This window comes from Mesorhizobium sp. B2-1-3, assembly GCF_006442495.1.
Lineage (GTDB): Bacteria > Pseudomonadota > Alphaproteobacteria > Rhizobiales > Rhizobiaceae > Mesorhizobium.
This window is the reverse complement of record NZ_VFWL01000001.1, coordinates 741,175-755,157: the sequence shown is the minus strand read 5'-3', so window position 1 is coordinate 755,157 and position 13,983 is coordinate 741,175. Positions and strand designations below refer to the sequence as shown.

At 65.4% G+C, this 13,983-nt stretch carries 13 protein-coding genes; 2 read left to right on the top strand and 11 right to left on the bottom strand.

Annotated features, from left to right (window positions below; genetic code table 11):
- Positions 1-13: 13 nt before the first annotated feature.
- A complete protein-coding gene (locus FJ973_RS03925) occupies positions 14-907 on the bottom strand; it encodes a dihydrodipicolinate synthase family protein (RefSeq protein WP_140554897.1) in 894 nt (297 codons plus the stop codon).
- Positions 908-1,017: 110 nt separating this feature from the next.
- On the opposite strand from FJ973_RS03925, the gene FJ973_RS03920 reads away from it, so the two are divergent.
- Positions 1,018-1,668, top strand: a complete 651-nt coding sequence (locus tag FJ973_RS03920; protein ID WP_246672784.1) for a GntR family transcriptional regulator — start codon at positions 1,018-1,020, stop codon at positions 1,666-1,668.
- An 85-nt stretch (positions 1,669-1,753) separates the two neighbouring features.
- Here FJ973_RS03920 and FJ973_RS03915 read toward each other — a convergent pair whose 3' ends face one another.
- Positions 1,754-2,053, bottom strand: coding sequence for a hypothetical protein (locus FJ973_RS03915; RefSeq protein ID WP_140517526.1), 300 nt, complete (start codon positions 2,051-2,053; stop codon positions 1,754-1,756).
- A gap of 439 nt (positions 2,054-2,492) precedes the next feature.
- Positions 2,493-3,989, bottom strand: a complete 1,497-nt coding sequence (locus FJ973_RS03910; RefSeq protein ID WP_140554895.1) for a CoA-acylating methylmalonate-semialdehyde dehydrogenase — start codon at positions 3,987-3,989, stop codon at positions 2,493-2,495.
- 222 nt (positions 3,990-4,211) lie between these two features.
- Between FJ973_RS03910 and FJ973_RS03905 the strand changes: the two genes are divergently transcribed.
- Entirely contained in the window at positions 4,212-5,093 is an 882-nt protein-coding gene (locus FJ973_RS03905) for a LysR family transcriptional regulator (RefSeq protein WP_140517524.1), read from the top strand.
- A gap of 224 nt (positions 5,094-5,317) precedes the next feature.
- Here FJ973_RS03905 and FJ973_RS03900 read toward each other — a convergent pair whose 3' ends face one another.
- From FJ973_RS03900 to FJ973_RS03865, 8 genes are all read right to left on the bottom strand, one after another.
- Positions 5,318-6,574, bottom strand: coding sequence for a D-amino acid dehydrogenase (locus FJ973_RS03900; RefSeq protein WP_140493047.1), 1,257 nt, complete (start codon positions 6,572-6,574; stop codon positions 5,318-5,320).
- Between the two features lie 123 nt (positions 6,575-6,697).
- Positions 6,698-7,285, bottom strand: coding sequence for a nucleoside-diphosphate kinase (locus FJ973_RS03895; protein ID WP_246675818.1), 588 nt, complete (start codon positions 7,283-7,285; stop codon positions 6,698-6,700).
- A complete protein-coding gene (rnk, locus tag FJ973_RS03890; protein WP_140493045.1) occupies positions 7,254-7,676 on the bottom strand; it encodes a nucleoside diphosphate kinase regulator in 423 nt (140 codons plus the stop codon). The genes FJ973_RS03895 and rnk overlap by 32 nt, the downstream gene beginning before the upstream one ends.
- A 275-nt stretch (positions 7,677-7,951) precedes the next feature.
- Entirely contained in the window at positions 7,952-9,091 is a 1,140-nt protein-coding gene (gene alr / locus FJ973_RS03885; protein WP_140493041.1) for an alanine racemase, read from the bottom strand.
- Positions 9,092-9,183: 92 nt separating this feature from the next.
- The gene (locus tag FJ973_RS03880; RefSeq protein ID WP_140493512.1) at positions 9,184-9,705 is read right to left on the bottom strand and encodes an RNA pyrophosphohydrolase; all 522 of its coding nucleotides are present in this window, start codon (positions 9,703-9,705) and stop codon (positions 9,184-9,186) included.
- 30 nt (positions 9,706-9,735) lie between these two features.
- Positions 9,736-10,911: a divergent polysaccharide deacetylase family protein gene (locus tag FJ973_RS03875; protein WP_140554894.1), complete on the bottom strand. Its 1,176-nt coding sequence runs from the start codon at positions 10,909-10,911 to the stop codon at positions 9,736-9,738.
- A 198-nt stretch (positions 10,912-11,109) separates the two neighbouring features.
- Positions 11,110-12,441 carry a S41 family peptidase gene (locus tag FJ973_RS03870; protein ID WP_181168618.1) on the bottom strand — a complete coding sequence of 444 codons (1,332 nt, stop codon included), beginning with the start codon at positions 12,439-12,441 and terminating at the stop codon, positions 11,110-11,112.
- Between the two features lies 1 nt (position 12,442).
- On the bottom strand, positions 12,443-13,822 hold the full coding sequence (locus FJ973_RS03865) for a murein hydrolase activator EnvC (RefSeq protein WP_140554893.1): 1,380 nt from the start codon (positions 13,820-13,822) through the stop codon (positions 12,443-12,445).
- Between the last annotated feature and the right edge of the window lie 161 nt (positions 13,823-13,983).

Here is a 13,983-nt window from a genome sequence, read left to right as displayed (position 1 = left end):
TCGGAAGAAAGCCTCAGAACGCCGGTAGTGTCGGCCGCACCGCCAGTGCGTCCTTGACGATCTTCTCGACCGCCTTGCGGCGCTCGCCCGACAGCGGCTGGCGCGGCATGCGGACGCGGTCGTTGGTTTGAATGGCGAACACCTCGGCAAGCTTGATGTTCTGCACCAGATAGGTCGAGACGTCGAGATCAAGCAGCGGCCGGAACCAGCGATAGATGGCGAGCGCCTCTTCGCGGCGGCCCCGCTGCATCAGGTGGTAGATCGCCACCGTCTCGCGCGGGAAGGCGGTGACGAGACCGGCCACCCAGCCGATGGCGCCCACCGACAGCGCCTCGAAAGCGAGATTGTCGACGCCGGTAAACAGGTCGTAGCGGCTGCCCAGGCGATTGATGATCTCGGTCGAGCGCCTGATGTCGTCGGAGGATTCCTTGATGGCGACGAAGCGCTCGTCCGACGCCAGCTCCTCCATCTGGTCGACGGTGACATCCACGCGGTAGGCGAGCCGGTTGGAATAGATCATGACCGGCAAGTCGCCGGCCTCCGCGACGGCGCGCAGCGCCGCCACCGTCTCTTCCGCATTGGTATGGTAGATCGGGCTGGGCACCACCATCAGGCCGTTGGCGCCTTCCTTGGCGGCGCGGCGGGCGATGCTGGCGGCCTCGCGTGTCCCGGCCTCGTTCACCGTCAGCAGCACCGGTTTCTTGCCAGCCACCTTCTGCGCGGTTTTCAGCACTTCAATCTTTTCGTCATGGGACAGCATCGGCCCTTCGCCGAGCGATCCGCAGACGATGATGCCGTCGCAGCCGGCCTCCATCTGCAAGCCGAAGCAGCGCTCCATCTCGGCATGGTCGAGGCGGTCGTCCGTGGTGAATTTAGTCGTGACGGCTGGGAAAACTCCGGTCCACATGGTCATCGCTCCTCTGATATATCAGTCGTATATCTATTAAGAAAGCCGCTGTCAACACGGATTCTCCTATGATATATGCAAAATATATCAGGAGACCGCCTTTGATATCCATGCAGAGGAGCGCTGCGTTCGAGCCAGCTGCGACCAAGGCCTATCGCATGCTCGAGCATATGATTGTCACGCTCGAACTGGCGCCGGCGAGTTTCGTCACTGAAGGCGGCCTGATCGAGAAGCTGGCGCTCGGCCGTACGCCGGTGCGCGAGGCGATCCAGAGGCTGGCTTGGGAAGGACTGCTCGACGTGCGGCCGCGCGCAGGCATCGCCATCGCGCCGCTGCACCCCGGCGACTGGCTGCGCGTCCTCGACGCGCGCCGCGGCGTCGAGGTGGTGCTGGCCCGCTCCGCGGCGCGCTTCGTCACCCGCGACGCAGCCGACCTCTTCCACGATGCCGCGCTTGCCATGCAGAAGGCTGTCATCTCCGGCAACGTGCTTGCCTTCATCCAGGCCGACAAGACGCTGGACGAGGCGCTGGCGCGGGCTGCCGACAACCCGTTCGCGGCCAGGCTGGCTGCCCCGCTGCAGACCCACAGCCGCCGCTTCTGGTTCCGCTACAAGGCCGATACCGGCCTGGCGGAATCGGCCGAGCATCACGTCGCGCTGATCCGCTCGATTGTCGACGGTGACGAGGAAGCCGCCGCGAAGGATGCCAAGCGGCTGATGGCATTGCTGCGCGCCCATGCCGAGGCGGCCGCCACACGTTGAAGCATACCGCCCGACACCGACCTCGGTTCAGGACAGTGCATGCCCAAGACTACGCGTCGCCTGAACCGCTTCGACGCGATGGGGCTCAGGCTCCTGGCAAGGCCGCCTTGATCGTCGGGCTGTCCCAGCCCTCGCCGACGGACAGGATGCAACTCTGGCCCTTGGTGTCGGAGGCGAGGACGGTCCAACTGCCCTGTTCGGAAACGAACACCTCAAGCACCACGTTGGGATTGATCAGGCCACGCCCGGCCTCGCTTTCGTGGAAATTCTCGCCGAGCGCCTTGACGATGTCGGCGCGTGCCGCACATTGGCCGGCTGCATTCGCCGGCCCTATCGATAGCGCCGCCGCGGCGCATAGCAGCATGGACATGAGACGTTGTGCCATCGGACACCTCCTTGCGCCCGACGATGCGATGCTAACGGTCAGCCGTCGGCGCTCTGGTTGCCTGCCATGCCTCCTCCAGGGCAGGATCGTAGCTCTAAGTCCTGGCGCCCTCGCCGGTTCCATCACATTAGCGTTTGCAAAATAAACGGCCCGAGCCAGGGGACTCGGGCCGTAGATTTTTGGGTGGTCCTGCCGGCCCGCGCGGCCGCAGCCGAAGGACGCGCAAGCGGACAAGCGTCCGGCTAGTTCATCGTCGGGATGACGAAATCGGCGCCGCCCTTGATGCCGGCCCGCGCGCCCGCAGCCGAAGGCGAGGACGCGCAAGCGGACAAGCGTCCGGCTAGTTCATCGTCGGGATGACGAAATCGGCCCCGTCCTTGATGCCGGCCCGCGCGCCCCGCAGCCGAAGGCGAGGACGCGCAAGCAGACAAGCGTCCGGCTAGTTCATCGTGGGGATGACGAACTCGGCCCCGTCCTTGATGCCGGACGGCCAGCGCGAGGTGACCGTCTTGGTCTTGGTGTAGAAGCGGAACGCGTCCGGACCGTGCTGGTTGAGATCACCGAAGGACGACGCCTTCCAGCCACCGAACGTGTAGTAGGCGATCGGCACCGGGATCGGCACGTTGACGCCGACCATGCCGACCTGCACCCTGGAAGCAAAGTCTCGCGCGGCGTCGCCGTCGCGCGTGTAGATGGCGACGCCATTGCCCATCTCGTGGTCATTGGCGAGCTTGATGGCGTTCTCGTAGGTCGGCGCGCGCACCACCGACAGCACCGGCCCGAAGATCTCTTCCTTGTAGATGCGCATGTCCGACGTGACGTTGTCGAACAGGCAGCCGCCCATATAGTAGCCGTTCTCGTAGCCCTGCATCTTGAAGCCGCGACCGTCGACGACCAGCTTGGCGCCTTCCTTGACGCCGATATCGACATAGCCCTTCACCCGCTCCAGCGCCTGAGCGGTGACCAGCGGGCCAAAATCGGCGGCGGAATCCGTCGAGGGGCCGACCTTCAGGCTTTCGACGCGCGGCACCAGTTTTTCCATCAGCCGGTTGGCGGTGTCGTTGCCGACAGGGACCGCCACCGAGATCGCCATGCAGCGCTCGCCGGCCGATCCGTAGCCGGCGCCGATCAGTGCATCGACGGTCTGGTCCATGTCGGCGTCGGGCATGATGATCATGTGGTTCTTGGCGCCGCCGAAGCACTGCACGCGCTTGCCTGACGCAGTGCCGCGCGAATAGATGTAATGAGCGATCGGCGTCGAGCCGACGAAGCCGATAGCCTTGATATCGGGGGCGTCAAGGATGGCGTCGACGACTTCCTTGTCGCCGTTGACGACATTGAGGATACCGGCAGGCAGGCCCGCCTCGATGAACAGTTCGGCGATGCGGATCGGCACGCCCGGGTCGCGTTCGGAGGGCTTCAGGATGAAGGCGTTGCCGCAGGCGATCGCCGGCGCGATCTTCCACAGCGGGATCATCGCCGGAAAGTTGAACGGCGTGATGCCGGCGACGACGCCGAGCGGCTGGCGCATCGAATAGACGTCGATGCCGGGGCCGGCACCGTCGGTGAATTCGCCCTTCATCATGTGCGGCGCGCCGATGCAGACCTCGACCACTTCGAGGCCGCGCTGGATGTCGCCCCTGGCATCGGCGATGGTCTTGCCGTGCTCGCGCGCCAGGATGTCGGCCAGTTCGTCATAGTCGCGGGCGACCAGTTCAAGGAACTTCATAAGGACGCGCACGCGGCGCTGCGGGTTGGTCGCGGCCCATTTCGGCTGCGCCGCCTTGGCGTTCTCGACCGCCGCGCGCAGTTCCGCCTGCGAGGCCAGCGCCACCGTGCCGCGCACAGAGCCGTCCATCGGCTGCATCACGTCCTGCTTGCGACCGCTGGTGCCGGCGACACGCTTGCCGCCGATGAAATGACCGTATTCGATCATGATGTCTCTCCCTGGGTTTGTGATGGTGCATTGTCCGCCTTTGGCACGCCGATGGCAACGCGAGGGAGAACGCAACCGTTGTGCGGAAAATAGACACCGGTTGACGGGAGAGCATCAATTCTCGCAAATGGGAAGGATCACGAAGACGACGCCCAAGGATTGGCAGGTTGAATTCCTTCACCACAGAACGCGACATTGAAAATTGTCATCCGGACCATCCCCATGAACTGGGATGACGTCCGCATCTTTCTCGCCGTGGCGCGCGCCGGGCAAATCCTTGGCGCGGCGAGGCGCCTGGAACTCAATCACGCCACCGTCTCGCGCCGCATCGCCGCACTTGAAGACGCGCTGCGCACGAAACTCTTTCGCCGGCTGACCACCGGCAGCGAGCTGACGCCCGCCGGCGAGCGCTTCCTCGACATTGCCGAGCGCATGGAGGGCGACATGATCGCCGCCCGCTCGACAATATCAGGCGAAGGCGACGACGTTTCGGGCACGGTGCGGATCGGCGCGCCGGACGGGTTTGGCGTCGCGTTCCTCGCCCGGCGCCTCGGCGCACTGACCGCGCTGCACCGTGAATTGACGATTCAGCTCGTACCAGTGCCGCGCTCCTTCTCCCTGTCTCGCCGCGAGGCCGACATTGCCATCACCGTCGAGCGCCCGACCGAGGGCCGGCTGGTAGCGGGCAAGCTGGTCGACTACTCGCTCGGCCTGTTTGCCTCACGTGCCTATGCTGAAGCCCACGGCCTGCCCCAGACCGCTGCCGAGCTGGGACGGCACACATTGATCGGCTATGTGCCGGACCTCATCGTCAGCCCATCGCTCGACTACGCCGCCGAATTCAGCGCGGACTGGCGCACCAGCTTCGCCATTTCCTCCGCGCTCGGGCAGGCCGAAGCGGTTCGGTCGGGCGCCGGCATCGGCATCCTGCACACTTTCGTCGCCCGCTCGATGCCGGAACTGGTGGCCGTCGACGTGGTGGCGCCCATCCGCCGTGCCTACTGGCTGGTCTATCACGAATCGGTCAGGCCGCTGCGCCGCGTCCAGATCGTTGCCTCCTTCATCACAAAGGCGGTGGAGCGGGAGAGAAATCTTTTCGTCTGACGCATGTCGGCCATCGCAGCTTCTTCCACGACACGGAGAACGGCATGATGGTGCTCGACCCCGCCTTCTTCGCCAGATGACGAGTATCTCGCCCATTCCAATCGGTCGCCACCGAAGTGACCATCCGGTGGGCTTACCGGCTGCTGTTCGACGAGGGCTGGGTGAAACAGGCGTTCTGACGCGATATCCCCCGGCCGCGCCCGCCGATGGCGAGCGGGCGGCGTCTATTTCAGATAGCGCTCCTGCGCCAGCGCGCGGGCGTCGATATCGGGCACTTTGTTCGAGATGATGTCGGCCAGCACCTTGGCCGAGCCGCAGGCCATCGTCCAGCCGAGCGTTCCATGGCCGGTGTTGAGGTAGAGATTGGAAAGCTCCGTGCGCCCGATCAGCGGCGGCCCGTCCGGCGTCATCGGCCGCAGGCCGCACCAGAACGTCGCCTCCCGCATGGCGCCGGCTCCCGGGAACAGGTCGCCGACCGAGTGTTCGAGCGTGCGCCGTCGCGATTCGTGCAGCCGGAGGTCGAACCCGGAAATCTCGGCCGTGCCGCCGACGCGGATGCGGTCGCCGAGCCTCGTGATCGCGACCTTGTAGGTTTCGTCCATCACCGTCGACACCGGCGCGGCGGCGGCATCCTTGATCGGCACCGTGATCGAATAGCCCTTGACCGGATAGACCGGGATCGGCCGCTTCATCCGGCGCATGAAGTCCGACGAATAACTGCCCAGCGCCATCACATAGGCGTCGGCGGTCAGCCAGCCCTTGCTGGTGCTCATATTGTTGACGCGGTTGCGGCTGCGGATGACGCGCCATATCGTCGTGTCGTATTCGAACTTGACCCCGCGTGCCACGCAAAGCTCGGCCAGCCTGTCGGTGAACATCTTGCAGTCACCGGTCTCGTCGCCCGGCAGCCTCAGGCCGCCGACGAATTTTTCGCGCACCGCGGCCAGAGCCGGTTCCGCCGCGATGCAGCCGTCCTGGTCGAGGATTTCGTAGGGCACGCCATATCTCTTCAGCACCTCGACATCGCCTGATGTGCCGTCGAGCTGCTTTTGCGTGCGAAACAGCTGCAGCGTGCCCTGCGTCCGCTCGTCATAGGCTATGCCGGTTGCCTCGCGCAGCGCCTTCAGCGTGTCGCGGCTGTATTCGGCCAGCGGCACCATGCGCGATTTGTTGACCGCGTAGCGTTCGGCGGTGCAGTTGCGCAGCATTTTGACCAGCCACGTCCACATATGTGGATCGAAGGCCGGCCGCACCACCAGCGGACCATGCTTCATCAGCAGCCATTTGATCGCCTTGAGGGGGATACCGGGCCCGGCCCAAGGCGAGGCATAGCCGGGCGAAATCTCGCCGGCATTGGCGAAGCTGGTTTCCAGTCCCGGCCCTTTCTGGCGGTCGATCACGGTCACCTCGTGGCCAGCCTCGGCGAGATAATAGGCCGTGGTCACCCCGATCACGCCACTGCCCAGCACCATGATTTTCATTCATTCACTCCTTGCCGCGCCGAGCGTCCTCAGGACGCCCGTGGACGCGGCCGTATTTTCGATTTGCGCATGATCCCGAGCGAAAATCGATGTCGATCTTCGAGACCACGCGCCGTTGCCTATTCACGCCGCCGAGGGACCGGGGTCGTCTTCTTCTGTCTGCCGCATTCCGGCCGTCTCGCCAAGAGGCCGCCAATCGGCTGCGGCACTGTAGACGAGCCTGGGCCCGTGCGGTCGCCGCGCGTCAGCCTGGTCTTTCTGCTTGATCGTGCGCCGGGCAGCTTCAGGCTGGTAAAGCATGGCCTTGATCAGGATCGACTCCCGCCTGCCGTCGGCGTGTTCGACCGTTGCCGTCTGGCCTTGCGCCATGCCAAGCATGCAGAGCCCGCGCCTCGTTGCGACCGACAGGCTCGAGCCGACCGGCCCGCGCACCTCGTGCTGCACCAGGGTTCGCGTTTCGGCGGGACCGGCATCGACGCCGAACACCACCCTGCTGTTCAGCGTAACGATGTCGGGGCCGACCGAATCGATCGGCACGACATCGGCGCCTGAAAGCTTGTGTTCGAGCATGCGCACGATCGGATCCGCGAACGCCCGTCGGCGCTCCAGCATGACTTCGAGAACGGCGAAGTCCTTCGTCGTCAGGCAACAATTCGTGCTCGTCATCACCGCCTCGCCATCAAGCTCGTTGCGGGCCGGAAGCCGGCGCATCGACGGCCTCGACGGTCACTGACAGTTCCCGACCGCCACGACCGTTCCAGCAAACCGCCTGCCCAACACTCGCGCCAATGAGCGCGGTTCCCATCGGCGTCAGCACCGAGATGCGGTTCTCGGCTATGTCGGCCTCACCCGGGTAGACCAGCATGATGCGCTGGGCGTCGCCGCTTTCGCCGCGCACGATCACCGTCGAACCCATTCGCACCACACCGGCCGGCATCGCCGCCGCGTTCGTGACGACGGCCCTGTCCATTTCCGAAAGCAGCTCCTCGGCCGTCTCGGGCGCGCGATCGAGCAAAGCCCTGGCCAGGCCCGTCAGCCTGTCATGGTCGGCGTCGCTGATCAGAAGATGGCTGTTTGGACGCAGTTCTTTCGCGTGTTGCATGGCAAACCTCATGGACCGGCGCATCGAGCGGATGCGCGCCTGCCGGCGCGCTGGCGGCGGCGTGATGAAAGGCCGGCAGCCGCGAAGGGCTGTTCGGCTTGATGGCGATTGTGGATGTATGGATGCCCCGGTACGGACGGACGCCGGAAGGCGGCCGCGCCGGGGCTACGATCCCGCGATCGGGCAGACCCTGAAGAAGGTTTTGATATAAGCGAGCTTGCTCATGTGCCAAAGCTTGCCGAATGGCGCCCGCTTGTCAAGCGCGGCCAAACCGCTCAACCGCCCAGATAGCGCCGGTGAAAACGCGTTCCGAGGCTGGCCAGGATTTCATACCCGATGGTGCCGGCATGGTCGGCAGCATCGTCGACGCTCTGTGAGGGCCCTAGCAACTCCACCAGGTCGCCCTCTCCGAGCCGGCCGGGCGGCAAGGCGGAAATGTCGAGAATGATCGAATCCATCGACACGCGCCCGAGGAAAGGCAGGCGCACCGCCTCGAACCATGCGGCCGAAGCGGAGCGGCGCAGCCAGCCGTCCGCATAGCCGAACGAAATCGTCGCCAGGCTGAGCGGGCCCTGCGCATGGTAACTGTGGCCATAGCCGACGCCAGTGCCCTTTTGGACACTGCGCGTCTGCGCCACCTTGGCCTGCAGCCCGACCACGGGCAGCATCGGGTTGGCTTGGCCAGGCGTCGGGTTGATGCCGTAGAGGGCGGCACCGGGCCGGGCAAGATCGCAATGATAAAGCGGGCCTAGAAAGATGCCGGAGGAGTTGGCAAGCGAGGCCGGCGCCACGGGTAGCATGGCACGCAACCGCGCGAATGCCAGCCTCTGCTGTTCATTGGCCGGGTGGCGCGGTTCATCGGCGCAGGCCAGGTGGCTCATCACATATCTGACGTCGATGCCATCGAAAGCGCCGACATCCCCGGCCGCCGCCTCGACCTCGGCTGGCGCCATCCCAAGCCGCGACATGCCGCTGTCGACCTGGACGGCAGCCGGGAGCCGGCGCCCGGCGCGGTGTGTCGCTGCGCGCCAGGCTTGCAACTGTGCGCCACTGTTGATGACAGCGCACAAGCCAGCCGCCACCGCTTCCGGCTCGGAACCCGGCGGCAGCCCGTTCAGCACGTAGATGTCCGGTCCGGCCCCCAGCGCCTTGCGCAGCGCGATGCCTTCGGACAGCAGCGCGACGAAGAAGATGTCGCAGCCTTCCTTCATCAGCGCCGATGCCACTTGCGCGGCGCCGAGACCGTAGCCGTCGGCCTTGACCACGCCCGCGCAGCGCACGCCGCCCAGCCGCGCCTTCAGCCGCCGGTAATTTTCGCGGATCGCGCCAAGGTCGATGGTGAGGATGGCCCCGGCAGCAGCCTCGCTTGTGGCGTCGGCTTCCTCGGGCAGCGATCTTTTGGGGGCGTCGTGCATGGCGGCCCTTCTTGTGGCGGATGGACATCAATAAGACGGTCGAACCGGCGCGGCAACCGCTGGCGTTTGAACCGCGGCCGCGGCCCGTCCGGCTATGGCACAAGGTGACGGAACGCCGTCACCACGTCTTCATAGACCTTGCGCTTGAACGGCACGATCAGGTCGGGCAACTCCTGCATCGGCCGCCACGACCATTTGTCGAATTCGGCGGTGTGGCCGCCGGGCGGCGGATTGATCTGGATCTCGCTGGTATCGCCATGGAAGCGGAAGGCGAACCATCGCTGCGTCTGACCCCGATAGCGCCCCTTGAAGGCGACGCCGACGAGGTGGTCCGGCAGATCATAGTTGATCCAGTCCGGCGCCTCGGCGAGCAGCGAGACGCTGCGCATGCCGGTCTCCTCATAGAGCTCCCGCTCCGCCGCCTGCAGCGGCTCCTCGCCCTTGTCGATGCCGCCTTGCGGCATCTGCCAGAGCTGCGTGGTGCCGGCGAATTCGCTGTCCGGCTCGGCGATACGATGGCCGACCCAGACCAGGCCCTCGGCGTTGAGGATCATCAGCCCGACACAGGGACGGTAGGGCAGCGTCTCGCGGTCGACCTTCTTCGTCTTCGGCATCATTCAGTCTTTCAAGCTGTTTCCCGGTGGCTAGCCCTTTTGCGGATCGATCGCCACCGCTGAAATCGGCACGATCTCGATGCCGCGTTTCTTGGCCTCGGCCACCCATGACGACACCGTGTCGACCGTCAGGTCGAAAGCGGAGCCGATGCCGACCGCGGTGCCCTTGGCACGGGCGGTCGCCTCCAGGCTGTCCAGTTTCTTCAGGATGGCGCCGCGATCCTGCACGGCGTCGATCGCCGTGTCGCCGGCGACGAAGGGCACGCCGTCCTTCAGCGCCAGATCCGGCGCTAGGCTACGCGCCGACGAGCCGTCGTCGATATAGGCGAGCCCGCGTTTGCCGAGCTCGGCCATGAAGGGTTCCATTGCCGCCGGGTCGGCGGAAAACCGCGCGCCCATATAGTTCATGACACCGGTATAGTTCGTCGTCCGCGACAGTGCCCAGCGCAGGTTCTTCAGGTTCTCTTCCGCGCTCGCCGCCACCGTCAGCGTGTTGCGCCCGGGGTTGACATTGGGATAGTCGAACGGTTCGAGCGGCACCTGCATGACGATCTCGTGGCCGCTCTGCCGGGCGGCCTGCATCCAGCGGCCGATGCTGTTGCCTTGCGGCGCGAACGCCAGCGTCACTTCCGCCGGCAGCTTGGCGATGGCCGCCTGGGTGCCGGTCTGTGAAACCGCGAGCCCGCCGATGACGATCGCCACGCGGGCGCCGCGCGCGCCTGACCACGGCCGCGCGTAGACATCGAAGGGCCGCCGGCCGTCTGCGGCGCGCACCGGCAAGGGGCCGGCATCGCCGGCCTCGATCAGCGCCCTGTCGGGAATATGCGCGATCTTCAGGTTTTGGCCGATGGTCGACGGATCGCGGATGACGATTGCCGCCTTGGGCGGACCATCGCCTTCCTCTGTCTGCACATGGATGATCTGCGGGCCTCCAGCCTTGGCCGGCATTTCCGCCTTTGGCGTCGTGACCGGCGCTAGAGCGGACGGCGCAGCGGTCGGCTCCGGCACCACTTTCGGCGTCGAAACCGCGACTTCCTGCGGCTTGCGAAACGGCTTGTCCCTGAGCGCGATCGCGCCGGAGACGCCGACAACGGCCAGCACGACGAACGCAGCCACGAGCGCACCCGCGCTGACCTTGCCGGCAGTGCGCGGCGGACGGACAGTCAGCCCGAGCGGTCGTTCGATGTCCTTGCCGATATCAGCCAAGCCCTGTCCCCGTCCGCATGGCTTCGAACATGGAACCGTTTCGAAGAGACATGCGCGAATTCTTCATGCCGGCGCACCCCTGGCGCCCTGTATCGAGGGATTCGCGTTACCCCCGAATCAAACTGCCGGAACCTTTCGGTCCCGGCAGCATCGCATTGCTTCCATCGGGCGGCCAGACCCGTTGTTGGCCGCCACCTGTTACTGGTTGAGGACGGCCTTCTGCGGATTGGGCGGGAAGGACGGATCGGTCTTCTGGCCGCGCAGCAGCTGCTCGGCATAGATGAGCTGGAGGTCGTCCTTCGGATCCGGTGGCACATAGGCTGCCGAGCCCGAACCGGTCGAGCTCTCGTCGGCACCCTTGATGTGGCCCTTGAGGTCGGATTCGCCGCGCGTCAGGTCCCTGCCCTGCAGTTCCGGCGGCAGCGGCTGGTCGACCTTGATGTCGGGCGTGATGCCCTTGCCCTGGATCGACTTGCCGGACGGCGTGTAATAGAGCGCCGTCGTCAGCCTGAGCGCGCCGTTCTCGCCAAGCGGGATGATGGTCTGCACCGAACCCTTGCCGAAGGACTGCGTTCCGACCACCGTGGCGCGGCGTAGGTCCTGCAGCGCGCCAGCGACGATTTCGGACGCGCTCGCCGATCCGCCATTGACCAGCACGATCAGCGGCTTGCCGCCAATATCGTCGACCTGCTTGGACTTGGCGTCGAAGCGGGTAACGTCCTTGGGATCGCGGCCGCGCGTCGAAACGATCTCGCCACGGTTGAGGAAGGCATCCGATACGCTCACCGCCTGATCGAGCAGACCGCCGGGATTGAGGCGCAGATCGAGCACATAGCCCTTGAGCTTGTCGTTCGGCACCTGCTTCTTGATGGTGTCGATGGCATTCTCGAGGTCGTCATAGGTCTTTTCGGTGAAGGAGGTGATCTTCATGTAGCCGATGTCGTTCTCGACCCGAAACTTGACCGCCTTGACCTTGATGATGTCGCGCACCACCGTCAGCTCGATCGGCTTGTCGGCGCCCTGGCGCAGGATGGTGAGCTTGATCGGCGTGTTGACCAGGCCGCGCATCTTGTCGACCGCGTCGTTCAGCGTCAGGCCGCGAACCTCCTCGCCATCGATCTTGGCGATGTAATCGCCTGCCAGCACGCCCGCCTTGGCGGCCGGCGTATCGTCGATCGGCGTGATCACCTTGACCAGGTCGTTCTCCATGGTGACCTCGATGCCGAGGCCGCCGAATTCACCCTTGGTCTGCACGCGCATGTCCTGCGCCTGCTCGGCGTTCATGTACGAGGAGTGCGGGTCGAGCGAGGCAAGCATGCCGTTGATGGCGTTCTCGACCAGCGATTTGTCGTCGGGCGGTGTCACATACTGCGCCCGCACCCGCTCGAAGATATCGCCGAAGATCGCCAGTTGCTTGTAGGTCTCCGACCCCGCAGCGTTCGCTGCCGAGCCGGGCGCGCCATAGACCAGGCTCATGGCGGACGCGCCCATCAGCGCACCGGCAAACAGAAGCGACAGTTTCCGCATCATTTCACGTCCTTCCAGAAAAACGGTCCGCCCACCATGGGGTCGGATCGACGGGTTTTCCATCCTTGCGGAACTCGACATAGAGCTCCGGCGTGGCATTTCCATTCTTCGAAGCCGAGGTGCTTGCCACCCGGGCCTCTCCCATCGCACCGACCGGCTCTCCTGCGAGCACTGATTGGCCGGTTGCGACGCTGATTCTGCTCATCCCCGCCAGGACGACATGATAACCGTCGCCGGCATTCAGGATCAAGAGTTGACCGTAGGAGCGAAACGGCCCCGCATAAAGCACATTCCCATCCGCCGGTGCGGTGACGATGGCGCCCGATTGTGTCGCAACCATGTCCCCAAGCATCACCGCGCCGTTACCGTCTTCGGCGCCGAACCGGCGTTTGATGCGGCCGATGACCGGCAGCGCGATCTGTCCTTGCAGCGCCGAGAAGGGTGCCGCGGCGGCAAGCCGGTTGGCCTCGGGAACCGGCAGCGACGCCGTCATATCGCCGCCCGCCTTATCCCTGCCCGCCTTGTCGCCGCCCGCCTTGTCGCCGCCGGCTTGGCCGGCCTCCGCGGCCTTTGCGGCATCCGCGGCCTTGCGGTTGCGTTCGGCCTGGGCTTCGAGCGAGGCGATCAATTCCTTCAGGCTGCTGGCCTTGGCCGCGAGCTCCTCGGAATGCTGTCGCTCGGCCGACAACTGCGCCTGCGTGTCGGCTTCGAGCTTCTGCTTGGCTTCCAGCAGCATGCCGAGCCGCTTCTTTTCCGCAGTCTGCTCGCCGACTGCCGCCGTCAGCCGTGCCCGCTCGGCCTCGATCGAGGCCGTCACTCTTGTCTGCTCCTTGAGGTCGGCCAGGAGCCTGTCGGTCTGCTGGCGCAATTCAGGCACCACGGCGCCAAGCAAGATGGCGCTGCGCACCGACGACAGCGCGTCCTCCGGCTTGACCAGGATCGCCGGCGGCGGGTTCAGCCCCATGCGCTGCAATGCGCCCAGCACCTCCGCCAGCACGTCGCGCCGCGCCATCAGCGAGGCGCGGATCTTCTGCTGCTGGGTCTTCAGCCCCTCCAGCTTGGCGCCGATGTCCTCGATATCCTGCCCAAGCTTTTGCTCGGTCATTGCCGACTGGATCAGCGCGGCGGTGATCGAGGCGTGGTCCTTCTTGACTGCGGCGATGTCGGCGGCCAGCTTGGCCAGCCGCTCGGACGACAGGCTTATCTCCTTGGAGATCTGTTCGTATTCGGCGCGGCTCTGGTCCGGATCGGGGGCCGTGTCGAGCGTGTTCTCGGCCCACGCGGCATTGAGCGACAGGATGACCACCGCCGCCGCGATGCCGCAGCGCGCGCGCCAGGAGCCCGCTGTCGATGAGCCCGTCGTCGATTTCCAGCCTTCAGCCATGCGGGATGGACTCTATCTGCGGCTTCGTTAACGAACCATCAACCATATTAATGCGCATCGCCCAAAACTGTGCAGCGGTTTCGCACACCGGTGAGCAAAATAGGGAAAGCCGGCCCGAAGCGGTGATCTTGCGCGGCATTGGGGCGGAATTCGGTGCGATG